This is a genomic window from Caballeronia sp. LZ034LL, assembly GCF_031451215.1.
In the GTDB taxonomy this organism is placed as follows: domain Bacteria; phylum Pseudomonadota; class Gammaproteobacteria; order Burkholderiales; family Burkholderiaceae; genus Caballeronia.
In genome coordinates, this window is sequence record NZ_JARUXR010000002.1 from 50,164 (window position 1) to 75,342 (window position 25,179).

General features: G+C 64.4%; 21 protein-coding genes. 9 read left to right on the forward strand and 12 right to left on the reverse strand.

What is annotated here, in order from left to right; genetic code table 11:
* Window positions 1-69 precede the first annotated feature (69 nt).
* Together QCE83_RS14645 and QCE83_RS14650 are read right to left on the reverse strand one after the other, a co-directional pair.
* Complete coding sequence (locus QCE83_RS14645) at window positions 70-1,383, reverse strand: MFS transporter (protein WP_309811920.1); 1,314 nt, start codon at window positions 1,381-1,383, stop codon at window positions 70-72.
* 39 nt (window positions 1,384-1,422) lie between these two features.
* Window positions 1,423-3,096: a choline dehydrogenase gene (locus QCE83_RS14650; protein WP_309811922.1), complete on the reverse strand. Its 1,674-nt coding sequence runs from the start codon at window positions 3,094-3,096 to the stop codon at window positions 1,423-1,425.
* Between the two features lie 5 nt (window positions 3,097-3,101).
* On the opposite strand from QCE83_RS14650, the gene QCE83_RS14655 reads away from it, so the two are divergent.
* Window positions 3,102-3,305, forward strand: coding sequence for a hypothetical protein (locus QCE83_RS14655; protein WP_309811925.1), 204 nt, complete (start codon window positions 3,102-3,104; stop codon window positions 3,303-3,305).
* A 9-nt stretch (window positions 3,306-3,314) separates the two neighbouring features.
* On the opposite strand, the gene QCE83_RS14660 is transcribed toward QCE83_RS14655, so the two are convergent.
* From QCE83_RS14660 to QCE83_RS14680, 5 genes are all read right to left on the reverse strand, one after another.
* Window positions 3,315-4,145 (reverse strand): IclR family transcriptional regulator, encoded by an 831-nt coding sequence (locus QCE83_RS14660; RefSeq protein WP_309811930.1) that lies wholly within the window; start codon window positions 4,143-4,145, stop codon window positions 3,315-3,317.
* Between the two features lie 6 nt (window positions 4,146-4,151).
* On the reverse strand, window positions 4,152-5,165 hold the full coding sequence (pta, locus tag QCE83_RS14665) for a phosphate acetyltransferase (protein WP_309811933.1): 1,014 nt from the start codon (window positions 5,163-5,165) through the stop codon (window positions 4,152-4,154).
* 67 nt (window positions 5,166-5,232) lie between these two features.
* Window positions 5,233-7,074 (reverse strand): sulfoacetaldehyde acetyltransferase, encoded by a 1,842-nt coding sequence (gene xsc, locus QCE83_RS14670; protein WP_309811935.1) that lies wholly within the window; start codon window positions 7,072-7,074, stop codon window positions 5,233-5,235.
* Between the two features lie 206 nt (window positions 7,075-7,280).
* Window positions 7,281-8,129 (reverse strand): IclR family transcriptional regulator, encoded by an 849-nt coding sequence (locus QCE83_RS14675; protein WP_309811937.1) that lies wholly within the window; start codon window positions 8,127-8,129, stop codon window positions 7,281-7,283.
* A gap of 115 nt (window positions 8,130-8,244) precedes the next feature.
* Window positions 8,245-8,997, reverse strand: coding sequence for an IclR family transcriptional regulator (locus QCE83_RS14680; RefSeq protein WP_309811938.1), 753 nt, complete (start codon window positions 8,995-8,997; stop codon window positions 8,245-8,247).
* Between the two features lie 161 nt (window positions 8,998-9,158).
* Between QCE83_RS14680 and QCE83_RS14685 the strand changes: the two genes are divergently transcribed.
* Window positions 9,159-10,145: an AAA family ATPase gene (locus tag QCE83_RS14685; RefSeq protein ID WP_309811940.1), complete on the forward strand. Its 987-nt coding sequence runs from the start codon at window positions 9,159-9,161 to the stop codon at window positions 10,143-10,145.
* Window positions 10,142-11,887: a cobaltochelatase CobT-related protein gene (locus tag QCE83_RS14690; protein WP_309811942.1), complete on the forward strand. Its 1,746-nt coding sequence runs from the start codon at window positions 10,142-10,144 to the stop codon at window positions 11,885-11,887. Before QCE83_RS14685 ends, QCE83_RS14690 begins: the two co-directional genes overlap by 4 nt.
* On the opposite strand, the gene QCE83_RS14695 is transcribed toward QCE83_RS14690, so the two are convergent.
* From QCE83_RS14695 to QCE83_RS14710, 4 genes are read right to left on the reverse strand one after another with little or no spacing between them, the layout of a single operon-like run.
* The gene (locus tag QCE83_RS14695) at window positions 11,810-12,778 is read right to left on the reverse strand and encodes a GTP-binding protein (protein WP_309811944.1); all 969 of its coding nucleotides are present in this window, start codon (window positions 12,776-12,778) and stop codon (window positions 11,810-11,812) included. The two genes, QCE83_RS14690 and QCE83_RS14695, sit on opposite strands and share 78 nt — an antisense overlap.
* Complete coding sequence (locus tag QCE83_RS14700; RefSeq protein WP_309811946.1) at window positions 12,775-14,433, reverse strand: amidohydrolase; 1,659 nt, start codon at window positions 14,431-14,433, stop codon at window positions 12,775-12,777. Before QCE83_RS14700 ends, QCE83_RS14695 begins: the two co-directional genes overlap by 4 nt.
* On the reverse strand, window positions 14,430-15,833 hold the full coding sequence (locus tag QCE83_RS14705; RefSeq protein ID WP_309811948.1) for a sodium:solute symporter family protein: 1,404 nt from the start codon (window positions 15,831-15,833) through the stop codon (window positions 14,430-14,432). Before QCE83_RS14705 ends, QCE83_RS14700 begins: the two co-directional genes overlap by 4 nt.
* 13 nt (window positions 15,834-15,846) lie before the next feature.
* On the reverse strand, window positions 15,847-16,056 hold the full coding sequence (locus tag QCE83_RS14710; protein ID WP_309811950.1) for a DUF3311 domain-containing protein: 210 nt from the start codon (window positions 16,054-16,056) through the stop codon (window positions 15,847-15,849).
* Between the two features lie 320 nt (window positions 16,057-16,376).
* Between QCE83_RS14710 and QCE83_RS14715 the strand changes: the two genes are divergently transcribed.
* From QCE83_RS14715 to QCE83_RS14725, 3 genes are all read left to right on the forward strand, one after another.
* Window positions 16,377-17,726 carry an FAD-binding oxidoreductase gene (locus tag QCE83_RS14715; RefSeq protein ID WP_309815366.1) on the forward strand — a complete coding sequence of 450 codons (1,350 nt, stop codon included), beginning with the start codon at window positions 16,377-16,379 and terminating at the stop codon, window positions 17,724-17,726.
* A 30-nt stretch (window positions 17,727-17,756) separates the two neighbouring features.
* Entirely contained in the window at window positions 17,757-18,146 is a 390-nt protein-coding gene (locus tag QCE83_RS14720) for a nuclear transport factor 2 family protein (protein WP_309811952.1), read from the forward strand.
* Window positions 18,147-18,261: 115 nt separating this feature from the next.
* On the forward strand, window positions 18,262-19,701 hold the full coding sequence (locus QCE83_RS14725; protein WP_309811954.1) for an amino acid permease: 1,440 nt from the start codon (window positions 18,262-18,264) through the stop codon (window positions 19,699-19,701).
* Between the two features lie 6 nt (window positions 19,702-19,707).
* On the opposite strand, the gene QCE83_RS14730 is transcribed toward QCE83_RS14725, so the two are convergent.
* The gene (locus QCE83_RS14730) at window positions 19,708-20,472 is read right to left on the reverse strand and encodes an IclR family transcriptional regulator (RefSeq protein ID WP_309811956.1); all 765 of its coding nucleotides are present in this window, start codon (window positions 20,470-20,472) and stop codon (window positions 19,708-19,710) included.
* 213 nt (window positions 20,473-20,685) lie between these two features.
* On the opposite strand from QCE83_RS14730, the gene sauS reads away from it, so the two are divergent.
* The 3 genes from sauS to QCE83_RS14745 all read left to right on the forward strand — a co-directional run bounded on the left by sauS (window position 20,686) and on the right by QCE83_RS14745 (window position 25,167).
* Window positions 20,686-22,161, forward strand: a complete 1,476-nt coding sequence (gene sauS / locus QCE83_RS14735) for an acylating sulfoacetaldehyde dehydrogenase (RefSeq protein WP_309811958.1) — start codon at window positions 20,686-20,688, stop codon at window positions 22,159-22,161.
* The gene (locus tag QCE83_RS14740) at window positions 22,158-23,762 is read left to right on the forward strand and encodes an AMP-binding protein (RefSeq protein WP_309811960.1); all 1,605 of its coding nucleotides are present in this window, start codon (window positions 22,158-22,160) and stop codon (window positions 23,760-23,762) included. Before sauS ends, QCE83_RS14740 begins: the two co-directional genes overlap by 4 nt.
* A gap of 61 nt (window positions 23,763-23,823) precedes the next feature.
* On the forward strand, window positions 23,824-25,167 hold the full coding sequence (locus tag QCE83_RS14745; protein WP_309811962.1) for an MFS transporter: 1,344 nt from the start codon (window positions 23,824-23,826) through the stop codon (window positions 25,165-25,167).
* Window positions 25,168-25,179: the final 12 nt, after the last annotated feature.

The following is a 25,179-nucleotide window of genomic DNA, read 5'->3' on the forward strand; positions in this document are numbered from 1 at the left end:
GCGGGTGAAAAAAGCCGCCGCGCCGGAGGATCGGCGCGGCGGCGTGCGAGATGCTTCGATACAGCGCGTTCAGGTCGCGGAGAATGCCAGCGAACGGCGCTGCCGCATGCCGACCCACGCGGCCGACAACGCGCTGACAATGCCGGCGGCGAGGCAATAGCACGCGATCATCCACGGGTCGCCGCCATTGCGTTGCAGGAGCCATGTCGCGATGATCGGGCTGATGCCGCTCGCGAAGATGCCCGAGAACTGATAGACGAAGGAGATGCCGGAGTAGCGCACGTTGGCGTCGAACAGTTCCGAGAAGAGCGCGGCCTCGGGGCCGTAGATGGATGCATACACGACGCCCAGCGGGATCACCACGGCCAGCCACGCGATCATCACGTTGCCGCCGCTGTTCTTCATCAGCCAGAAGCCGAGGAAGGCGGACAGGCCGGTGGCAAGCGAGCCCCAGAAGTAGATGCGCGCGCGGCCCACGCGATCCGAGAGCCTTCCGAACAGCGGTATGGTGAAGATCATCACGAAGGCGGCCACCATCACGCCGAGCAGCGCATCCGTGCGCGCAAGATGCAGCGTGCCGGTGAGATACGAGATCGAGAACACGCCGAACACGTTGAAAAACACACCGTCGATGAAGCGTGCGCCCATGCCGGCGAGCGTGTTGCCCGGATACTTCGTGAGCACTTCGAGAATCGGCATGCGCGCTTCGCCACCGGTCTTCTGGATGCGTGCGAACTCCGGCGTCTCCATGACGTTCAGGCGGATATACATGCCGATCAGAACGAGCGCGAAGGACAGGAAGAACGCAAGACGCCAGCCCCATGCGAGGAACTGCGCATCGGTGAGCGTGAGCGAGAGCAGCGCGACCACGCCGGACGAAATGCACAGCCCGAGCGCCAGACCGATCTGCGGAATGCTCGCATAGAAGCCGCGCTTGTTTTCAGGCGCATATTCGAAGGCCATCAGCACCGCGCCGCCCCATTCGCCGCCGAGCCCGATGCCTTGCAGCACGCGCAACAGCAGCAGCAACGTGGGCGCCCAGATGCCGATCTGCGCATACGTGGGCACCATGCCGATCAGCACGGTGGCGACGCCCATGATCGTCAGCGTCATCACCAGCATGCTCTTTCTGCCGATGCGGTCGCCGAAGTGCCCGAAGATCACGCCGCCCAGCGGACGGCTCAGGAAGCCGACCGCGAAGGTGCCGTAGGCCAGCATCGTCGAAATGAGCGGATCGCCGCTCGGGAAGTACAGCTTGTTGAAGACGATGCCGGCGACGACACCGTATAGAAAGAAGTCGTACCACTCGATCGTCGCGCCGATGAGACTGGCGACGACGACTTTCCTCATCTGCTTGCCATCGGTTCGGGGCAGTGCATTCATGGTTGTCTCCGTGTGTCTGCGTGTGTTCGAGACTTGTGTTCAGTCTCTCTGTCCTGCATGGGCCATGGGCGTCTCGACGACGCCGCCAGGTGCTTCCTCCACGTGCGTGACGCGCTGATAACGCTGGTCTTCGAGAATCATGTCGGCTGCCTTCTCGGCGATCATGATGACGGGCGCATTCGTGTTGCCCGATACGAGCTCCGGCATGATCGACGCATCCACCACGCGCAGCCGTCCGATGCCGCGCACCTTCAGGCGTTCGTCCACTACCGCCTGCGCATCGCTGCCCATCTTGCAGGTGCCTGCCGGGTGATAGATGGACTGGCTGAACTTGCGTGCGACTTCGAGCAGGTCGGCATCGGTCTGATAGGCCGCGCCGGGTATGAACTCCGACACGATATGTTTGGCGAGCGCAGGCGCGGCGGCGATCCGGCGCGCCACCTTGATGCCGCCGATGACCACCGGATGATCGCGTTCGTCGGACAGGTAGTTGGCATGGATGGCCGGATATTGCAGCGGATCGTTCGAACGGATCTCGACACTGCCTCGGCTATAAGGCCGCAACTGACATACCGACGACGTGAACGCCGAAAACGGATGCGCGCCTTCGCCCGGTTTGTCGGCGGAAAGCGGCTGCATGTGGAACTGGATGTCGGGACGCGTGAGATCGGGCGACGTGCGCGTGAAGATCACGACCTGACTGGCTGCGAGCGTCAGCGGACCGGTGCGCGAGAACGCATATTGCAGACCGATGAGCGCTTTCTTCAGCGGGTTGTTGACTTCGTCGTTCAGGGTGCGCTCGCGGGTCTTGAAGACGAGCCGCACTTGCAGATGATCCTGCAGGTTCCGGCCGACGCCCGGCAGCGCATGACGTACCTGTACGCCGGCGCGGTCCAGGACATCGGCGGGGCCGACGCCCGAGTTCTGCAGGATCTGCGGCGTACCGATGGCCCCGGCGGCAAGAATCACCTCGACGCGCGCGCGTACCGTCTTCACCGCGCCTTCATGCATATATTCGATGCCGACCGCCTCACGGCCCTTGAAGAGCACCTTGCGGGTTTGCGCCCGCGTCTGGACGATCAGGTTCCGCCGGTCGCGCACGGGCTTGAGAAAGCCTTTCGCCGTGCTCCAGCGCAAGCCCTTGTAGGCCGTCTGCTGGAAGTAGCCGACGCCTTCCTGAGTGGCGCCGTTGTAGTCGTCGTTGAAGGGGATGCCGGTCTCCTGCGCCGCCGCAATGAAGTGATCGGCGATAGGACGGCGCAGGCGCAGGTCCGAGACCTTCAGCGGGCCGCCCACGCCGTGATATTCGTTCGCGCCGTGCTCCTGATCCTCTGATTTCCTGAAGTAGGGCAGGACGTCGCGATAGCTCCAGCCCGCGTTGCCTAGTTCCGCCCAGCGATCATAGTCCTCGCGCTGGCCGCGCACATACAGCAGTCCGTTCAGCGAACTGCAGCCGCCCAGCACCTTGCCGCGCGGCCAGTCGATGCTGCGCCCGGCAACCGCCTGGTCCGGCTCGGTGCGGTAGCACCAGTCCAGTTCGGGGTTGTGCATCGTCTTGAAGTAGCCGACGGGAATATGAATCCACGGATTCGCATCGGGTCCGCCGGCTTCGAGCAACAGCACGGTGTTGGACGGATCGGCGCTCAGGCGATTGGCGAGGACGCAGCCTGCCGAGCCCGCTCCGACGATGACGTAATCGACTTCCTGCTGCATGAGACTTGTCTCCTGGAGTCTTCTTCTGGAACGAAGCGTTTCGTTTCTGTACGTTGAATGTGGAAGAAGCAGCGGGCGATGCCAAGAGAAAAGCGCGCGAGATCGCGAAAGTGAAACGGAAAGTGCCGATTCCGATTCAAAAAAATGAGGCTCTTCGGGTTCTCCCGGAGCCGTTTTTTATTGCTTGGAATTCCGAAAAGAAGCGATGATGCGGCGCATCAGAAAGTAGCGGACAGCTCGCTTGCCGCTTCCCGCAGACGCGGAACGAAGGTGAGTGCGCGCGCCAGGCTCATGCGCGACACGGGTCCATGCACCGCGATCGCGGCGATGCTCTTGCCGCGCGAATCGAGCACCGGCACGGCGACGCAGGCGATGCCCGGCACGAACTCCTCGTTATCGACGGCAATGCCTTTATGGGCGATGCGATCCAGTTCGGCTTCGAGCAGATTGGGTTCGTCGAGGGTGTTGGGCGTGAAGCGTTCCAGCCGCATCGCGCGAATCAGCGCGGCGCGTTCTTCACGCGGCATCGTGGCGAGCAGCAGCTTGCCGCTCGCACTGCAATGCGCGGGCACGTGCGAGCCGGGCTTGAGTTCGAGCCGCAGCGCCCAGGTGGACTCGCAGCGGTCGAGATAGAGCACTTCGGTGTCGTGCAGCATGCTCAGGTTGCAGGTCTCGCCGAGATCGGCGACGAGACGTTGCAGGATCGCGTGGCGCTGGCGGCGCGCGCCGCTGTGCATCATCACATCGACGCCCAGTTGTTCGAGCCGCGGCCCGACCACATACGCGTTCTTCTGACCCGGCTCGCGCGCAACGAAGCCGCCCGCTTCCAGCGATTGCAACATGCGGTGCAGCGAAGCCTTGGGCTGGTCGAGTGCATTCGCCAGGTCCGCGAGCGACAGCGCGCCTCGTGCGGCGACCAGATGTTCGAGCACGCTGAAGGCGCGCAGCGTCGGCGTCTCGGCGCGCGCGTGGGGAGGGGTGTCGTTGAGCGCGGCGCTGTCCGCCGCTTCAGTCAGGCCGGGCGTGCCGGTGTCGACTCGGGTATCCATGCGGCCTCACGTCGTCGCGTGCCGCGCGGCCTGCGCCTGCACGCAGGTGACCGCGATCACGTAATAGATGTCGTCGGCGCTGCAGCCGCGCGAGAGGTCGTTGGCGGGCTTCGCAAGCCCTTGCAGCAGCGGACCGATGGCCTTCGCGCCGCCGATCCGCTCAGCCAGCTTGTAGCCGATGTTGCCCGCTTCGAGACTCGGGAAGATCAGCGTGTTCGCATGTCCCTCGACGCGCGAGTGGTGCACCTTGCGCATGGCGATCTCGGCGACGATCGCGGCATCGAGCTGCACGTCGCCGTCGATAGCGAGGCCGGGGCGCGCTTCCTGCACCAGCCGGGTCGCCTCGATGACTTTGTCCACGGCCGCATGATGCGCGCTGCCGCTGGTGGAGAACGACAGCATCGCGACGCGCGGGTCTTCCATCAACAGGCTGCGCGCGCTGTCGGCGGCGGCCATGGCGATTTCGGCGAGCTGTTCAGCGTCCGGCTGCACGACGAGCGCGCAGTCCGAGAAAATCAGGCCGCCTTTCATCGTATGGAAGGGCTCGCACAGCATCATCAAGAAGAAGCTCGACACGAGCTTGAATGAAGGCCGCACGCCGATGATCTGGATGGCGTTGCGCACCACGTCGGCGGTCGTGTTGACCGCGCCGGACACGGACCCGTCTGCTTCGCCCAGCCGCACCATCAGGTTGGCGAAGCACAGCGGATCGAGCACGGCGGCGCGCGCGGCATCGGCCGTCATGCCTTTCTTTTCGCGCAAGGCGAACAACGTTTCCGCAAAGCGCTGCGTCAGCGGCGATTCGCGCGGATCGATCAGCTCGATGCCGTCGAGATCGATGTTCGCTTCATCGGCGACCTGATGCGCCCGCGATCTCGCACCGACCAGCACGATGCGCGCGATGCCTTCCCGATGCGCGCGCTGCGCGGCCTGCAACACGCGCGGGTCCTCGGCTTCGGAGAGCACGATGCGCATCGGCAGGTCGCGAGCCTGATCGATGATGCGATGCATGGCTTTCATGGGGGCGCTCGGTGAGATGCAAAAGAAAAACGCCGCTCCGTTGGCGCAGAGCGGCGTGACGCAGGACTTAGACGTAATCCTTGTACTTGTCGAGCATGCGCACCGGCTTGGAGAGCGCGTCGCGACGGAAGGGGTCGCCGAGTTCGCGCGTGCACATGATCTCGATGATCGTCGTCTTGCCGTGATTCATCTGCATGTCGATGGCCTTCTTGAGCGCCGGGCCCACGTCCTCCAGCTTGTCGACGACGATGCCTTCCGCACCCATCGCCTTCGCGATCTCGGCGAAGCTCTGGTTGTCGAGCTCGCCCGCGACGAAGCGGCGGTTGTAGAAGTCCACCTGATTCTTCTTCTCCGCGCCCCACTGGCGGTTATGGAACACGACAGCCGTCACCGGAATGTTATGGCGCACGCAGGTCATGGTTTCCATCAGGCTCATGCCCCATGCGCCATCGCCCGCATACGACACGGCCGGACGATGCGGCGCCGCGACCTTCGCACCGATGATCGTGGGGAACGCATAGCCGCAGTTGCCCCAGCTCATCGCCGCGAAGAAGCTGCGCGGCTGGTTGAAGCGCAGATAGCTGTTGGCCACCGAGTTGATGTTGCCGATGTCGGTCGAGACCATCACGTCATCGGGCATCGCCTTCTCGAGTTCGCGCAGCACCTGGCGCGGATGCAGGAACTGGCCGCCGCTGAACGGCTTCTCGCCCTTCTGTTCCTCGATCATGTCGAGGCTGTAGGCATCGCGTTCGTGGGTCCACTCGTCGAGTTCCTTCTCCCAGGCGGCCTTTTCATCGGCGATGGTCTTCGCGCGGGCTTCCTTCGTCGCGTCCGAGGCGAGCTTGCGGTCCGCGAGGCGCTGCGTGAGCGCAATCGCGCTGGCCTTCGCATCGCCGCAGATGCCGACGGAAATCTTCTTCACGAGACCGAGCATCTTGTGGTCCGCATCGATCTGGATGACCTTGGCTTCCTTCGGCCAGTAATCGAGACCGTGCTGCGGCAGCGTGCCGAACGGTCCGAGGCGCGAGCCCAGTGCGATCACGACATCGGCCTGGCTCAGCAGCTTCATCGCGGCCTTCGATCCTTGATAGCCGAGCGGGCCGCACCACAGCGGATGCTTGGCCGGGAACGAGTCGTTGTGCAGGTAGCTGTTCACCACCGGTGCGCCGAGGCGTTCGGCCAGCGCCTTGCATTCCTCGATGGCGTCGGACATCACCACGCCGCCGCCCGAAATGATCACCGGGAATTTGGCTTCGGCCAGCAGATCCGCTGCTTCGTTGAGGCTCTGGTCTCCGCCGGGGCCGCGATCGAGGCGCTGCGGCTTCGGAATCTCGACCTTCACCTCGCCATAGAAGTAGTCACGCGGAATGTTGAGCTGGGTCGGTCCCATCTCGGACATCGCGCGATCGAAGCAGCGCGCGGTGTATTCGGCCATGCGTGCCGGATGCGTCACGTGGCCCTGGTACTTGGTGAATTCCTGGAACATCGGCAGTTGCTTGGCTTCCTGGAAGCCGCCGAGACCGATACCCATCGTTCCGGCTTCCGGCGTAACGATCACAACCGGGCTATGCGCCCAGTAGGCCGCCGCGATGGCCGTCACACAGTTGCTGATGCCCGGGCCGTTCTGGCCGATCACGACGCCGTGACGGCCCGACACGCGCGAATAGCCATCGGCCATGTGACCGGCGCCTTGCTCGTGCACGACCGGAATCAGGCGGATGCCGGCCGGCGCGAAGATGTCCATCGCGTCCATGAAGGCCGATCCCATGATGCCGAACATTTCCGTTACGCCGTTGGCAGCGAGCGTTTCGACGAAGGCTTCAGAGGGGGTCATCGCCTGCGGACCGCTCGGGGCCGCGGCTGCTGCGGCGGTGGTCTTGGAAGGACGGGCTTGGTCGTGCTCGCTCATGAGATGTCTCCGAATGAAAAAACGGAACGTCTAGTTCCGGAATGTGTATCGTGGAGACATCGTAGGACTGGTCGATCGGGACGTCAACCGGTTTTTCAAATAAATGGAATGAATCGTCTCTAAAAAAATCAGAACGCGTTGCAACGAATAAATTCATCCGGCGCCGCGCGCGTTGTGCGGCGGGGTTCTGCAGGGTGCGGAATCGGCTAGCGCGCAGCCTGGCGCTGCCGCGCCATGAGCGTCAGGCCTTCGGACGTATCGATCAGCGTCGCCAGTTTCTCGGCCGTCTCGCGGAGTTGCGGCACGGCTTTCAGCAGATCGTTGAGATTGGCGCGCGCGGTCGGCGCATGGGCGGCAAGGCAGGCCAGCACGCGCCCCGTGGCAGCGTCCGTGATGGGAACCGCCACGGCCACCATGCCAAGCACGAACTCCTCGTTGTCGATACCGAGGCCCCGTGCGGCGAGCCGGTCGAGTTCGGCCTCGAGCAACGCCGGGTCCGTGAGCGTGCGATGGGTTCTTCGTGTCAGCGTGAGGCGGCCGAGTATCTGGCGGCGTTCGACAAGCGTCATGTGCGACAGGAACAGCTTGCCGCTGGCGGTGCAGTGCAGAGGCACGCGCATGCCGGCCTGCATGTGCAGGCGCAGCGGCTCGGGCGTTTCGACGCGCTCGATATAAAGCACGGTATCTCCGTCCAGCGCGGTGAGGTTGCAACTCTCGCCGATCACGTCGACGAGCGAGCGCAGCAGCGACCGGCACCCGCGCGTGAACGAGTTGTTGGCGAGCGTCGCCAGTGCGAGCTGGGCAGCGCGTGGACCGAGTGCGATGCCGCGGTCGGTGCCGCGTGAATCCGGCATGTGGGTGACGTAGCCCTGCGATTCCAGCGCCTCGACGAGGCGCAGCAGCGTGGCTTTGGGAATCCGCACGCGGGCGGCAAGCTGGGACAGCGTGTACGGCTGGCCAGCGGAGGCGAGTTGTTCGAGCACCGCGAGCGGACGAAGCGTCCGTGCTTCGTCGCCGGCGAGGTCGGCGGGATCGAGATGAGTGACGTCGCGCATGAACCGGAATCGGAACGAATGGTTTCGGATTACGGGTACTTTACGCCGGTTCCAGCGTCGGGCGCTACATTTTTCGGAACGTACGGTTGCGTTTTTATTTGGAACTTCGACGCTATCAGAACGTCTTCTTCAGGTCCTCGGCGGCTTCCTTCAGGCGCGGCAGCATCTCCAGCACACGCGAAAGCGGCGAGCGGGAGACCGGCGCATGCACCGCGATAGCCGCGATACACGAGCCATATGTGTCGACGATGGGCGCCGCCGCGCACACGATGCCCTGCACGAATTCCTCGTTGTCGATTGCGACGCCCTTCCTCGCGGTGCGGTCGAGTTCCGCTTCGAGCATCTCGGTATCCGTGATGGTGTTGGCCGTGAAGCGCTCGAGTTTCATGGCGCGCACCAGCGCGTTGCGCTCCTCGCGCGGCAGCATGGCGAGCAGCAGCTTGCCGCTGGCGCTGCACCACACCGGCACGTGCGATCCAGGCCTGAGGTCCAGCCGCAGCGGCCACGGCGCCTCGACGCGGTCCAGATACAGCACCTCGTTCTCGTGCAGCATCGTGAGATTGCAGGTTTCGCCGAGATCGGCAACGAGCCGCGTGAGAATGGCATGACGCAGACGCCGAGCGCCCGCGTGCGTCATCACGCTGAGACCCAGTTGCGCCAGACGCGGACCCACGACATAGGCATTCCGGTCGCCCGGCTCGCGGATAACCAGACCGCCCGCCTCGAGCGAAGCCAGCATGCGATGCAGCGAAGGCTTGGGCATGCCCATGTCCTCGGCCATGTCCGTGAGCGACACGGGATTGCCCGCCTGCACGAGATATTCGAGCAGCGCGAAGGCGCGCAGCGTGGGCGTGTCGGGCTTGTCCATCGGCGTTTTCCGTTTGATTTCGTTCGACATTATTGTAAATGGGGCCTCAGTCCCGCCGCCATCGGCCAAATGTCTTTAAATAAACGAAATGATTTGTTCCGAAAAACAATTGAAGCTAAGATGGTCGCTCGAAAACGGCGGCAAGCACGGAGGCAGGCATCATGATGCGCGACACGTGGATGGAAGAACCGGATCAGCGCGTGCCGGTGCGCGCGCTGTTCGGCATCGATTGGGACCTGCTGGTGCCCGCGTTCAGCGGCCGTGATCCGCATGTTCCGGAAATCGATCATGCGTACCGGTTCAATCCCGAGGTCACGCTTGCGATTCTCGCGGGATTCGCGTTCAACCGGCGCGTGATGGTGCAAGGCCTGCACGGCACGGGCAAGTCCACGCATATCGAACAAGTCGCGGCGCGCCTCAACTGGCCGTGCATGCGCGTCAATCTCGACGGTCACGTGAGCCGGCTCGATCTGGTCGGCAAGGATGCAATCGTGGTCCGTGACGACGTGCAGGTCACCGAGTTTCAGGAAGGCATCGTGCCCTGGGCGTTGCAGCGGCCGGTGGCGCTGGTCTTCGACGAATACGACGCGGGCCGTCCCGACGTGATGTTCGTGATCCAGCGGATTCTGGAACGCGAGGGCAGCTTCACGCTGCTCGATCAGAATCGCGTGATCCAGCCGCATCCTTTTTTCCGTTTGTTCGCGACGACGAATACCGTGGGTCTCGGCAACCTGAACGGGATGTACCACGGCACCCAGATGCTCAACCACGCGCAGATCGACCGCTGGAACGTGGTCGCGACGCTCGACTACCTGTCGCGCGATGAAGAAACGCGCATCGTGCTCGCGCGCGTGCCGCAACTCGACAACGACCGGGGGCGCACGCTCGTCGCTTCGATGGTGAGCATGGCGGGCCTGACGCGGCGCGGCTTCCAGGCCGGCGACCTGTCCACGCTGATGTCGCCGCGCACCGTCATCAACTGGGCGGAGAACTGCGAGCTGTTCCACGACGTGAAGCTCGCGTTGCGTCTCACTTTCCTGAACAAATGCGACGAAGCGGAAAGGCCGGTTGTCGCGGAATATTTTCAGCGCGCGTTCGGCGAGGAACTGGAAACGCCGTCGCAGTGGCACGACGAGCGCAGCAAATGAACGCGGTACGAAACGACGCGCGCGAACTCACGCGACGCGACGCGCTGTGCGCGGCGACCGTGCGCGCGCTGACCGGCGACGGCACGCTGCACTATCGCGGCGGACGTCTCTTCAGGCATCTGCGGCCGGTGGCGCTGCACGCACCGCATCTGCGCGGCGAGGCCCGGGAAGCGGACGATCTCGATTCCACACGCGGCGCGGCGGATGCATCGGCGCTGCGCATCGTGTATTCGGATGCGGCACTGCATGACAGTCTTGCACCGGAAGAACCGGTCGCCCGCATGGTCTTCGACCTGCTCGAACAACTGCGCTGCGAAGCGCGCGTGCCGGACGGAATGGCAGGCGTGCGGCGCAACGTGCGGCATCGCTTCGAAACGTGGTCGCTGGCGTGCTACGAAGGCGGCTTGCTGGACAGTGATATCGGTCTGCTGATCTATACGGTTGCGCAAATCGCCGAGTCGCGTCTCTCAGGCCAAGCGGTGCTCGAACAGACCGAAGGGCTGATCGAGGCTACACGTGCGGCGCTCGCGCCTCTGCTAGGCGTGGCATTGGCGGGATTGCGGCGTGACTGTGCCGATCAGCGCGCTTATGCGAACCATGCCCTTGCCATTGCGAACCGCATCGGCGAGATGGTGCGCGACGTGCGTCATGCCTTCGTCGAGAATCACGCTTCAACCGACGACAACGAGGAAGACGCCGCGCGCACGATGCTCGGCACCTGGTTCGACATCGACGACGAAGAGGGCGAGGCGGAACGGCTCGCGCTGGCCGCGAGCGGCGCCAGCAGCGCGCGCGATGCGTCGGGCGACGGCTATCGCATCTTCACGACGCGCTACGACAAGACCATCCATCCCGCCGCGTTGATCCGCGCCGCGTTGCTGCGCGAATACCGCGAGCGTCTCGACGACCTCATCGCCGCACGCCACATCAACGTGGCGCGCCTCGCGCGCATGTTGCAGGCGGCCATTGCCGTGCCGCATCGCGACGGCTGGTCGTTCGGCGAAGAGGAAGGGCGCATCGACGGAAGGCGTCTGGCGCAGGTGATCGCTTCACCGGCCGAGCGACGCGTGTTCAGGCGCGAACGTGACACGCCCACGGCGGATTGCGCGGTGAGCTTCCTGATCGACTGCTCGGGTTCGATGAAGGCCAGTATCGAACCGGTCGCGGTGATGATCGACGTGCTCGTGCGTGCGCTCGGCATGGCAGGCGTCACCACTGAAGTGCTGGGCTTCACCACGGGCGCATGGAACGGCGGGCGCGCGAAGCTGGACTGGCTGGCGCAAGGACGTCCACGCACGCCGGGTCGGCTCAACGAAGCGTGCCACATGATCTTCAAGGAAGCCGATGCGGGATGGCGTGCCGCGCGCGGTGACATCGCCGCGCTGTTCAAGGCGGAGCTGTTTCGCGAAGGCATCGACGGCGAGGCGGTGGACTGGGCGTGCGGGCGCTTGCTCGCGCGTAACGAGCCGCGGCGCATCCTGGTCGTCGTGTCGGATGGCAGCCCGATGGACAGCGCGACCGCGCAAGCGAACGATGCCCACTATCTCGACCAGCACCTGCGCGAAGTGGTCGAGCGTCATGAGGCGTTGCAGGGTGTGGAGGTGCTGGGGCTCGGTGTCGGACTCGATCTGAGCCCGTACTATAGGCACAGCTTCGGCGTGGATCTATCCGTGGCGCCCGACATGACACTCTTCGCGAAGCTCGCAGGCTGGCTCGGCGCGCGGCGCAGGAGCAGCAGCTAACGCGCGCTGGATGTCTTCGTCGTCGATCATGCCGATGAAGACGATCTCCGTATGCGCAACGTCTCGGCATGGCGTGGCATGCCAGCGCGCGCCGACGACATGAAGCTCGATGCACGAGCCGTCGTCGAGGCGGGCGAAGCCCTTGGCGCGCAATAGCTTGCTGGAGAAGGACAGGCACGCGGCCTTGAGCTTGCGCCTGTCGAAGCGCTCATTCGAACGGAAGGTCACGCTCTGCAAGCCAGCCGGAAGTTGATGCAGCGGCACGATGGATCGCGACAGTCCGCGTGGAACCGATGCCGCCGTATCGCTGAAAAACAGCGCGCCGGGCACCTTACCCTGATCGCCGTCGAACACGATGCGCGTGTGCGCTATCTCCTGCACCCGTGCTCGCGCATGTTGCGCGAGTTCGTCATCGAGCAGATCGGCCTTGGTCAGCACGATGGCCGTCGCCGTCTCGATCTGCCGTCGCGCCATCTCGCCCACATACACATTGGCCAGCGTTTCATCGATACGCTGCGCATCCACGGCCACCACGATACCTTGCAAACGAAACGCTCGATCCAGCATGCCGACCTGCGCGATGCGCAACGGGTCCGACACGCCGCTCGCTTCGATCACGAGCAGATCAGGCCGCGTCTCGCGCGCGCTGATCTCGATCAAGGTCTCCATCAGCTTCCCGCCGATCGAACAGCATACGCAGCCGTTCTCCAGACCGATGACGTCGTCGCTGCGCTCGCGGATCAAAGCGGCGTCGATGTTGATCGCGCCGAAATCGTTGACCAGCACCGTGACGCGGCGGCCTTCGGTGTTGGTCAGCAGCGCGTTGATCATCGTGGTCTTGCCCGCGCCGAGATAGCCGCCAATGACGGCCAGCGGAATGGGCGGCTTCATGCCGGCGCCTCGAACACACGTCCGCCGAGAATCGTGCCCCACACACGCAGCTGACCGAGACGCTCGGCAGGCACCTCGTGCGGATCTTCATCGAGCACCGCGAAGTCCGCGAACTTGCCCACCTCGATGCTGCCGATCGCATCATCCATGCCGATCGTATGCGCCGCGCCGAGCGTGATCGCGCGCAACGCGTCAGGCACGCTCAAACATTCTGTTTCGCCGAGCACACGGCCCGAGGCCGTCTTGCGCTGCACCGCGCACCACGCCGTGAAGAGCGGGTTGAGCTGCGTGATCGGCGCATCCGAATGTATGCCGAACGTGATGCCGAGCGATTGAGCCGTGGCGGCCGCGTTCATGCGGTTCGCGCGATCGGCGCCCATGGTCTGCGCGTAGTGCGCATCGCCCCAGTAGTAGATATGGTTCGAGAAAAAATTCACGCACATGCCAAGACGCGCGGCGCGCTCGAGTTGCCGCGCATCGGCCATCTGGCAATGCTGCAGCGTATGCCGATGATCCGGGCGCGGATGCCGCGCGAGAATGGTTTCGATGGCATCCAGCACGAGCTCGGTGGCCTCGTCGCCGTTCGTGTGGATATGCATTTGCAGGCCGGCGAGATGGTAGGGCAGGAAGGTCTCGACGAACTGCTCGGGCGGAATCAGCCACAGGCCGTTGGCATGGCCGTTCACATAACCCGGCCAGCGCAGGCGCGCGGTATAGCCTTGTATCGAACCATCGACGATGAATTTCACCGGACCGAAACGCAGCTTGTCGGCGTTGAGTTTCATTGCTTCGAGCACGCGGTCCGGGCCGCCTTCCGGATTGCGCTGCGGACTGAACGCGGGCACCAGGCGGATCGGGAAGCGCGCATCGCGCGTCACTTCGACGAGATTGCGCATGCCCGTGTCGGAGAGGTCGTTGAGCAGGTCGGTGGCGGTGGTCACGCCCGCGAGCTGCGCGACCTTGCCGAAGGCGCGGATCGCTTCAGGATTGTCGCTCGCGGAGATCGAGAGCTTCGGCCCGATCACGCGATACACCGGGAACATGGCCGCGAACTCCTGCAGTTCGCCGGTCGGGCGGCCGCCCTTGTCCTTCACGATGCCGTCGACATCGGTGTCTTCGTCGATGCCCGCGAGCGCGAGCATCGGCGAATTCACGTTCATCAGATGCACGCTTGCATGCAGGACAGCGACGGGCCGCGTGGCCGATACCTTGTCGAGCTGCGTCACGGTCAGCCGCTCGCTGCCGAAGAAGATCGGATCGAAACCCCAGGCGAGCAGCGGCGCGTCCGTGCTGTCGAGCGCGCGTTCCGCTTCCTGCAAGCGCGCGATCACCGCATCGAGCGATTGCAGGCCCGGCCAGCGCGTGCCGTCGGGACCGCGCCGCTCGTAGTAGCCGACATAAACCGCGCTCCACATCGCGCCTTCCATCAGGTGCGAATGGCCTTCGACGAGACCGGGCATCAGCACCTTGTCGGCGAAGGTCGTGTCGGGTTCGGCGTCGGTCCACTGACGGGTTTCGTCCAGCGTGCCGACGGAGAGAATCCTGCCTTCGCGGATCGCAACGTGCGTCGCGACCGGCTGGCGCGGGTTCATGGTCAGGATCTTGCGGGCGGCGAACACCTTCACCGCCTGGCTTTCGATTGAGTTCTGGGTCATGAGTCGTTCGAGTGGATCAGATCGGCGTGGACGTGCTTGCGGCCTGCGCTCGGATTCGCGAGGAACACCACCAGCACGTTGACGGCCAGGCAGATGAGGCCGAGATTCAGGCCGGCGATATCGACATGCAGCACATACAGGACGACCGCGAGCACCTGTCCCACGAGCATGCCTGACGCGATAGCGCGTGCGCCGACGCGCAGGCCGAAGATGATCGCGATCACGCCGGGAAAGAACTGCGTGACGCCGTAGTAGGTCATGTTGATGAGCGTGAGCATCAGGTTCGGCGTCGCGAGCGTCATGCCGATGGACAGCAGCAGATACAGACCGATTACCACCTTGGCGCTCGCCTTCTGGCGCGTCTCGGGCATGTTGGGCAGCAGGTTGCGCGTGACCACCGGGCCGATGGCGAGACAGATGCCCGCGAGCACGAGCAGGCCCGACAGCGAAGCACCCGCCGCGACCAGTCCGACAAGCCACGACGGCAGCAGATGCACGACCGCGGTGAAGAACGCTTCGTTGGGCGAGCCGAGCGGCACGTTCTGCGCAATCGCGTAGTACGACGCCACCACGAGGAACGGATACATCAGCATGTACAGCGGCATGACCACTTGCGAGCGGCGAATGGTGTTGCCGCTCTTCGCGGTGAAGAAGTTCTGGATCGCGAAGGGCATGACATAGAAGCCAAGCGATTGGAACAGCATCGTGCTCATGGAAAAGGTCAGCTGATGCGCGCTCATCGCATTCGACACATGCTGGCTGGCGGCCCTGAACACGGGTTCGACGCCGGCTTCCCATGCCACGGCCAGCCCCGTGATGACGATGGCGGCCACCATCAGCAGGTCTTTGAGAATCGCAATGTACGCCGACGCCCGCACGCCCGCGATGGCGATGTACGTGAACGCGAGCAGCGCCGAGATCATGATGAGGAAGACCGGGTTCAGATTCCATCCCAGCCCTTTCAATGCCGCGACGAGACCCGTGAATTGCAGCTGTCCCCAGGGCAGCAGGAACACCAGAGACGAAACGGCGACGATCAATTCGAGCGCACGGCTGCTGAAGTGGCCCTTGAAGAGATCGGGCAGCGTGATGGCGTTGTGGCGCTGGCCCGCTTCCCAGATCTTCGGGCCGATGAAATAGCCGATCGGGTAGGCAAGCAGGATGTAGCCCAGGAACCAGACGCCATAAGTCGGTCCCTTGGCGTAGATGCCGCCGGGAAAGCCCACCATCGTGCCGATGCTGTAGATCTCGCCCGCAGCGAGAAAGAACACCAGCCACGCGCCGAACTGCCGCGACGCAACGAAGAAGTCATGCACGCTTTGCCCGCCGCGCCCCTTGCCTGCACGCAAGGCGAGCCAGATGGACAGCGCGATGAAGCCGAGAAATACGGTGGAAGCCATGTCGGTTCTCTCCTTATGCGCCGCGCGCTTCGCGCCGTTCCGTTTTTTTGTCGAACAGGACCCAGCAGAGTTGCAGGCAGACCGATGTCGCTATGAACCAGCCGAAAATCCACGCATAAATAAACGGAATGCCGAACACATAAATATCGTTCGATGCCGCCCACGGCAGCATGCCGATCACGCCGACAAACGGCAATCCGAGTCCGATCAAGACTTTGAGCATCGTCTACTCCGTATGATCATTGGCCCGCGCAGGGCTTGCAGCGCGCGGAAGAGGAAGGAATCCGGTGCAGTATGACCAGACAAAAATGGCTGCTCGTAGTGCCAGAGCAGGGCAATCGCTAGGTCCAGCAAGCCCGCTGTCCGGCCCGTCCCCTGGCACCAACGAAGGTTTTTGGCTGGCACTAAGCCGCGCACGGGGTTCGGGGCAGTATGAAGCCACTTTCCAAGGAGTTATCGGTGGCTACTCTCGAATTCGTTGCGCCGGCCCAGGGTGGCGCGTGCGCCCCATACGATCCACTCTACGACCCGCTCGTCTCGCCGATGAAGCGCGAGGCCATGGACTATGCGCCCACCTACTGGGTCGCCACGGCGGGCACGCCGCCCGAGGACGACGGTCCCTTGCCCGGCGATGCAGACGTGGACGTGCTGATCGTCGGCGCCGGCTTTACCGGGCTGTCCACGGCGCTGTTCCTTGCGCGTGAACATGGCATCCGCGCCACCGTCGTCGATGCGAACCGCACCGCGTGGGGCTGCACGAGCCGCAATGGCGGGCAAGGCCAGAACGCGAGCGGGCGGCTCTACCGTTCGCAGTGGATCGAGCGCTGGGGCAAGCAGACAGCGCTGAAGCTCGATGCGGAGATCCGCGAAGGCTTCGACACCTTCCGCAAGCTGGTGAGCGAATTCGCGTGCGATCCGCAGCCGGGCGGCCATCTGTATATCGCGCATCGCGAACGCAAGCTGGAGTTTCTCAGCAACGAATGCAAGGTGATGCGCGATGTCTTCGGCTACGACGCACGCATGCTCGACGCACAGGAAGTGGCGCAATCCTATGTCGACGACCAGGAAAGCTGCGGCGCGCTGCATGAACCGGACGGCATCGGCGTGCATCCGCTCAAGCTGGCGTTCGGCTATCTGCGCATGGCGCGCTCATTGGGCGTGAAGGTGCATCCGGGCACGCCGGTGCTGGACGTTCAAACGATTCGCGGCGTGCATCACGTGCGCACCCCGCGCGGCGTGATCCGCGCCAAGGCCGTGGCGTTCGCGACTGGCGGCTATACGCGCAACGACATGCATCGCGCGTTGAACGCGAAGATCATGCCGATCCTGTCGAACTCGCTGGTCACGCGCCCGCTGACGAAAGAGGAACTCGAGGCAACCCGCTTCAGGACGCGCGAAGTCATCACCGACACGCGCACCCTGCGTTTCTACTACCGTCTGTTGCCGGACGACCGCTTGCAGATCGGCAGCCGCAGCGCCATCACCGGCGCCGACGCCGCCAATCCCCGGCACATGGAGGTGCTCGTGGAAGGGCTGCATCGCAAGTTCCCGGCCTTGCGCGGCATACGTGTCGATTATTCGTGGTGGGGTTGGGTGGACGTGAGCCACGACATGATGCCGCGCGTCGCGCAGCCCGATCCGCAACAGAGCCTGTTCTATGCGGTGGGCTATGGCGGCAACGGCGTGTCGTTCTCGGCGCACGCGGGGCGCCGCCTCGCGGAGCGCGTGGCCGGCAAGTGGCAGCACAGCCGCGATTCCCTGCCGATCTACGAATCCGCGCTCGAATACCCGAACGTGCTGAACATGGTGCGCTGGAAGGGCTTTGCGCCGTTCCGCCGGGTCGGGCAACGCTTTCTGTATCACAAGTACCTGGCGCAGGACGAGAAGCGCTAACCCTTTCGAACCTATGGACAAGAGCGATACATGAGCACTGAGACGAACCACGACTATCTTCGCCTGCTGGAGACCTTCAACGATGCCTGGAACCGCCACGACATCGACGCACTGATGGACTGCATGGCCGAGCGCTGCGAGTTTCACGGCGTGGCCGGCCCCGACGTGCTGGGCCGCACCTTCAGCGGCCGCGACGAAGTGCGCAAGGGCTTCACGCTCGCCTGGGAAACCTGCCCCGATGCCTCGTGGGAAGAAGGCGAGCATTTCGTCAGCGGCGAGCGCGGCGTGTCGGAATCGACGTTTCGCGGCACGAAAGCGGACGGCTCGCGCATCGAGGCGCGCATGGTGGATGTCTTCACCTTCAGCAACGGCAAGATCGCGGTGAAGAACGCCTTCCGCAAGGACCGCCCCGCCCTCTGAAGCATGAGGGAAACCGGCATCGCGTGACGCAGGGAAACGCCTCGACCATTCGACAACGTATCGGCCGGCGAGGCGGGATTTGACTCAGGCAGAACACAGCAAATCAGGAGACGAGATGCAATCGAGTACGGACAAGGGCGATCTCAAGTGTGGCCTCAAGCAGCGCCACATGACGATGATCGCGTTGGGAGGCGTCATTGGCGCCGGACTTTTCGTCGGCAGCGGCGTGGTGATCCAGCAGGCCGGACCCGCCGCGATTCTTTCTTTTCTCATCACGGGCGTGCTCGTGGTGCTCGTGATGCGCATGCTGGGCGAAATGGCCTGCGCGATGCCGGCCGTCGGCTCGTTCTATGAATACGCGCGGCTCGCCTTCAGGACGGAACGCGGGCCCGGCAAGATGGCCGGCTTCCTCACCGGCTGGATGTACTGGTATTTCTGGGTCATCGTGATCGCGCTGGAAGCGGTGGCCGGGGCCAAGCTCGTGCAGTTCTGGATCCCCGACGTGCCCGCGTGGATCATCAGTCTCGTGCTGCTGGTCGTGCTCACGCTGACCAATCTCATCTCGGTCGGCAGCTATGGCGAGTTCGAGTTCTGGTTCTCGTCGATCAAGGTCGGCGCGATCATCGTGTTCCTGTTCCTCGGCGGCCTCTATGTGTGCGGCCTGTGGCCCGCCTCGATGCATACCACCGACGTCGCTACGACTTTCCTCGGGCACGGCGGCTTCATGCCGAAGGGTATCGGACCGGTGCTGACAGGCGCGGTGGCCGCGACAGGCTTCTACTTCGGCGCGGAGATCGTGACGATCGCGGCGGCGGAAGCGAAGGAGCCGGCCAAGGCAGTTGCGAAGGCAACCAATTCGGTCATCACGCGCGTGCTCGTGTTCTATGTGGGATCGGTGGCGCTCGTGGTCGCGCTGGTGCCGTGGAATTCGCATCAGATGGCCACGCCCTATGTCAGCGCGCTCGAAGTCATGGGCATGCCGGCTGCCGCGAACGTGATGAACGCCATCGTGCTGACGGCGGTGCTGTCGGCGCTGAATTCGGGTCTGTACGCGGCGTCGCGGATGCTGTTCGCACTGACGCGTCATGGCGATGCGCCGCTCGGACTCGCGAAGGTCAACAAGCGCGGCGTTCCGACCCGCGCCATCCTGCTGGGCACGGTGTTCGGCTATGTATCGGTGGTGATGTCGTATGTATCGCCGGATACGGTGTTCGCGTTCCTCGTCAACTCGTACGGCACGGTCGCGATCTTCGTGTACCTGCTGATCGCGTTTTCGCAACTGCGGCTGCGCAGCCGCATGACGAGCTTCGAGGCGAACGACCTGCGCATACGCATGTGGGGATTTCCCTATCTCACCTGGCTCGCCATCGTCGGCATGCTCGCGATTCTCATCGCCATGGCGTTCATCCCGGATCAACGCAAGCCGCTGTGGCTCGGCGTCGTGAGTCTGGGCATCCTGATCGTCGCCTACTTCGTGTTCAAGCGCGGCCGCAACGAGGTCGAGGCGCACGCCGACGAGCACGCAGCGCAGCATCTGCAAACCGCCGAACGTTGAAGCGCTTCATTCTTCCCTGAAAGTCCGTGCGGTTTCTTCAGCCGTGCGGCGCAGGTCGGGCTCGAAGGCAAGCAGCTGATCGAGCGCGACGCGTCCTACCGGCGCCTGGATCGCGATCGCGGCGCATGCGCGATTGCGGTCCAGCATCACCGGCACCGCAATCGCGACCAGCCCCTGCAAATGCTCCTGGTTGTTGATGGCCAGCATGCGGCGGCGCGTCAAGGCGAGCTCACGGCGCAGCACGTCGCGGTCGGTGATGGTGCGTTCCGAGTAAGACCGCAGCGGCAGGCGCTCGATCATGCGCTCGCGCCGTTCCTTCGGCAGGAAGCTCAGCAGCAGCTTGCCGCTCGCCGAGCAATGCAGCGGCACATGTGAACCCGGCTGCAAGTGCATGCGCAGCGGCCAGCCGGTCTCCACGCGATCCACATACACGACGTCGTTACCCGCGAGCATCGTCAGGTTGCAGGTCTCGCCGACCCGCGTGACGAGTTGTTCGAGCAACGCATGCCGCGCCGCAGCAGGCCCCGCGTGCATCAGCACGTTGATGGCGAGCGTGCGCACCCGTGGCGAGCATTCATAAAGCCTGTCGCTGGCGCCGCGCGTAACGAGCCACGCGTCCATCAGCTGCACGAGGATGCGATGCACGGTCTGCTTCGGCAGGCCGAGCGCATCGACCAGTTCGGTCATTGATAAAGGACGGTTCGCTTCCGCCAGGGTTTCGAGCACGCGGAACGCGCGCACGGCGGCGGCATTCGATTGATTCGATGTCACGCTGTCTCCTGCTTTATATGTGTCGCTTGCGTTTTTATTTCATTGTGCGTCGAAAACATTGTTTTTCGGGACTCTGGAAAGTCCCGAAATCCGCACTTTCCGATGCACGCGCCGCCGCTGCATGCGTTACTCCGGAAAACGGGACCGCGCGACGAACAGAGCTGACTAGATTGGATAGCACCCTCTCATCCATCATCAGCCGAGGTTCATCGCATGAATGACATGGCAAGCGGCGCAACCCTCGTGCGTTCACGCGCACAGGCGCCGGACTCTGATCAGGCCGCGCAGCAGGCGGAAGCGGAACGCGCGGTCGGCGCGCTCTTCGAGCGGGCGCGCGCGGCGCAGCAACGCTTCGAACACGCGGGGCAGGACACGCTCGATACCGCCGTGGCCGCCGCCGCGTGGGCCATCATGGAGCCCGCGCGCAACCGGCAGCTGGCGGATCTGTCCGTGCGCGACACGGGTCTCGGCAACGCCGACGACAAGTTTCGCAAGAACCATCGCAAGACGCTTGGCCTGTTGCGCGACCTGCATGGCGTTGCGACGACGGGCGTGATCGCGCGGGACGAGGAACATGGCATCGTCGAGATCGCGCGCGCGGTGGGCGTGGTGGCGGCCATCACGCCCTCGACCAATCCCGGCGCAACGCCCGCCAACAAGATCATCAATGCGCTCAAGTGCGGCAACGCGATCATCGTCGCGCCTTCGCCGAAGGGCTATTCGTCGTGCGCGTTGCTGATCGGCTTCATTCACGCCGAGTTCGCCAAGGCCGGTCTCGATCCCGATCTCGTGCAGATGCTGCCGCCGCCCGCCAGCAAGGCGGCGACGGCCGCATTGATGCGCCTCGCCGATCTGGTCGTCGCCACCGGTTCGCAGGCCAATGTGCGCATGGCCTATACGAGCGGCACGCCGGCCTTCGGCGTGGGCGCGGGCAACGTGGCGTCCATCGTCACCGCGCAGGCCGATGCCGATGACGCGGCGCGCAAGATCGCCATCTCCAAGACCTTCGACAACGCGACCAGCTGCTCGTCGGAGAACAGCGTCGTGATTGAGGGCGCGATTCATGCCCGCATGCTCGATGCGCTGCGCAAACAGGGCGGCGTGTTGCTGGACGCGGCGCAGAAGGCAAGCTTGCAGGCGGTGCTGTGGCAGGACGGCAAGCTATCGGCGCGCTGCACGGCGCGTTCCGCTGCGGCGATTGCGCGTGAAGCTGGCCTCGACGACATCGCCGCGCGCGAGCCGAGGTTCCTGATGGTCGAGGAAACCGGCTATGGGAAGGACCATCCGTTCTCGGGAGAGAAGCTCTCGCCGGTGCTGACCGTGTATCGCGCGCGCGATACCGGACACGCGATGGACATCGTGCGCGGCATCTACGGCTACATGGGCGCGGGGCATTCGGTGGGCGTGCATGGCGCGGACGACGCGCTGGCCGTTCTGCTCGGCACGCAGTTGCCGGTGGCCCGCGTGATCGTGAATCAGGCGCATTGCCTCGCGACCGGCGGCAACTTCGACAACGGCCTGCCGTTCTCGCTCTCGATGGGCTGCGGCACCTGGGGCGGCAACAACTTCTCGGCGAACCTCGGCTACCGGCAATACATGAACGTGACGCGCGTCGCGTATCCGATTGCGGAACGCGTGCCGGAAGTCGATGCGTTGCTCGGCGACTACTTCCGGAGGGTCGGACGATGAGCACGCTCGCTGATCGTATTGCTTCTTCCGGGCACGCGCCGCTCGATGCAACGACCCTGCGCGCCTTGATCGACGCGCGCGCCGGGCATGCTCCCGACAAGCCGTTCCTGCTCGATGCCGAGGGCGGCAATGTACTCTCGTTCCGCACGTTGCGTGACGACTGCCGTGCGCTCGCGGCGCGTTTCGAAGCGGCGGGACTGAAGCCTGGTGATGTGGTCTCGGTGTTCATGAGCAACGGCATCCAGACCGCGCGGTTGCTGCTCGCGGCGATGTACAGCGGGCTCGTCGCCAATCCGCTGAACCTGCTGTGCCAGCCATCGCAAGTGCGTTACATCGTCGAGCATTCGGATACGCGCCTGATCTTCGTGTCCGACGATACGCACGAGACCGTCGCGGAAGCGATCAAGAGCGTGGCGCGCGATATCGCGGTGGTGCGCACGTCGCCAGATGCAGAAGACTTGCCCGCTATACCCGTGCTTGCCTCCCGCACCATGCCGCCGCCTGGCGACGATGCCACGCAGATCGTCGCGAAAGGCGCCGATCCCGCCGACACCGCGCTGCTCATGTACACGTCGGGCACGACCGGCGCACCCAAGGGCGTGTTGCTGAGCCATCGCAGCCTGCTGGCCAACATGCGCAACATCAGCGCCGAGCATCGCCTGTGCGAGGACGACCGCGTGCTCGTGTCGCTGCCGCTGTATCACATCAATGGTCTCGTCGTGGCGTTGCTCACGCCTCTGCAGCACGGCGGCTCGGCCGTGATGACGCCGCGCTTTTCCGCGCGCACCTTCTGGCGCGAGGCGTCGCAGCACGGCTGCACGTGGATCAACGTGGTGCCGACCATCGTCGCCTATCTGCTCAACGGTGAAAGCGCGCAGGGCTTCGATCTGTCGGCGCTCAAGTTCTGCCGGAGTGCGTCGGCGGCGCTGCCTGCCGATCATCATCGCGCGTTCGAGGCGCGCTTCGGCATCGGCGTGATCGAGACGATGGGCATGACCGAGACCGCCGCGCCCGCCTTCAGCAACCCGTATGACCCGGCGCTGCGCAGGATCGGCAGCATCGGTCTGCCGTCGGGCGGCGAGGCGAAGATCGTCGATCCCGAAGGCCGCGAATGCGCCCCCAACGAGACCGGCGAACTCGTGCTGCGCGGCGGGCAGCTGATGAGCGGCTACTACAAGCGGCCCGAGGAGACCCGTAACGCTTTCACCGCCGATGGCTGGCTGCACAGCGGCGACCTCGGCTATCGCGACGAGGCCGGCTTCTTCTACATCAACGGCCGCGCGAAGGAACTCATCATCAAGGGCGGGGAGAACATCGCGCCGCGCGAGATCGACGAAGCGCTGCTGCGCCATCCCGGCGTGCTGGAAGCGGCTGCCGTGGGCGTGCCGGATCCGGCCTACGGGCAGGACATCGTCGCGTTCATCGTGCCGCATGTCGGCGCGCCTCCTCCCGATCCCGCCGATCTGCGCGAGCACTGTCTGCGCGAACTCGGCCGCTACAAGACGCCGTGCGAATTCCGCTTCACCGATGCCTTGCCGCGCGGCCCCTCGGGCAAGGTGCAGCGCCTGAAGCTCGTTGAGAAGCCGCAGCCGGCGGGATAAGCGGGCGCGTGCTTCACGGCAGGACTTGCACATTCCACATCAGATGGACATGGGAGACACAATGAACCAGCATCGTCAGCGCGTGAAGACGCGCCATATCATCCTCGGCGTGATGTGCCTGATGTACTTCATCTCGTACATCGACCGGGTGAACATTGCGGTAGCGGGTCCGCTGATCCGTCAGGAAATGGGACTGAGTTCCGTGCAGCTCGGACTCGTGTTCTCGGCGTTTGCGTATCCGTATGCGGTCATGCAGGTCGTCGGCGGATGGCTCGCTGACAAGTTCGGTCCCAAGCTGGTGCTGATCGTGCTCTCGCTGATCTGGGGCGCGGCCACGCTGGCGACGGGCTTCGCGGGCAGCATCGGCATGCTCGTGGTGCTGCGGCTGGCGCTCGGCATCGGCGAGGGCGGCGCGTTCCCGACCGCCACGCGCGCCTTCACGTACTGGATGCCGGTGCATGAGCGCGGCTTTGCGCAAGGCATCACGCACAGCTTCTCGCGGCTGGGCGGCGCGCTCACGCCGCCGCTGGTGCTGGCCGTGGTGGCCGCGAGCGGCTGGCGCGAGGCGTTCATCCTGCTGGGCATCGCCAGCCTTGCATGGACGGTGCTGTACTTCTTCGTGTTCACCAATTCGCCCGATGAGAACCGCCGCATCACGCCGGAGGAGACCGCGGAGATCGGCTATCGCGCCGGCGATTGCGCGCGCGCCCGCAAGAGCGTGACGCCCTGGCGCAAGCTGATTCATCGCATGTGGCTCGTGACCTTCGTCGACTTCTGCTATGGCTGGCTGCTGTGGGTCTATCTGACTTGGCTGCCTTCGTATCTGAAGGAGTCGCGCGGCTTCGACCTCAAGCATCTCGCGCTCTTCACTGCGTTGCCCTTGCTTGCGGGCGTGGTCGGCGACACGCTCGGCGGCGTCATCTCGGACCGCATCTACAAGATGACCGGCCGTCTGCGGCTCGCGCGCTGCAGCATCCTCGTGGTGGGCATGGGCGGCTCGCTGGCCTTCCTCCTGCCGATGGTCAACGCACCCAGCCCCGTGGCCGCCGTGTGGTTTCTGACCGGCTCGTTCTTCTTCCTCGAGATCACGAATCCGGTCCTGTGGACACTGCCGCTCGACATCGCGGGCAAGTATGCGGGCACGGCCGGCGGCATGATGAACACGGGCTTCGGCATTGCGGGGATGACGTCGCCGGTCGTGTTCGGCTATCTGATCCAGCAGACCGGCAGCTACAACGTGCCGTTCACGATCTCGGCGGCATTGCTCGGCGTGGGCGCGGTAGCGGCGCTGTTCATCGATACGAGCAAGACCGTGGAGGCCGACGAGGCGCGCGAAGCGCAACAGCAGCGCGACCAGCTCGGCGTGCCGGCTTTCGCGGGCAGTGCGGGGCACTGGAACGAGTGAGGACGCGGTCCA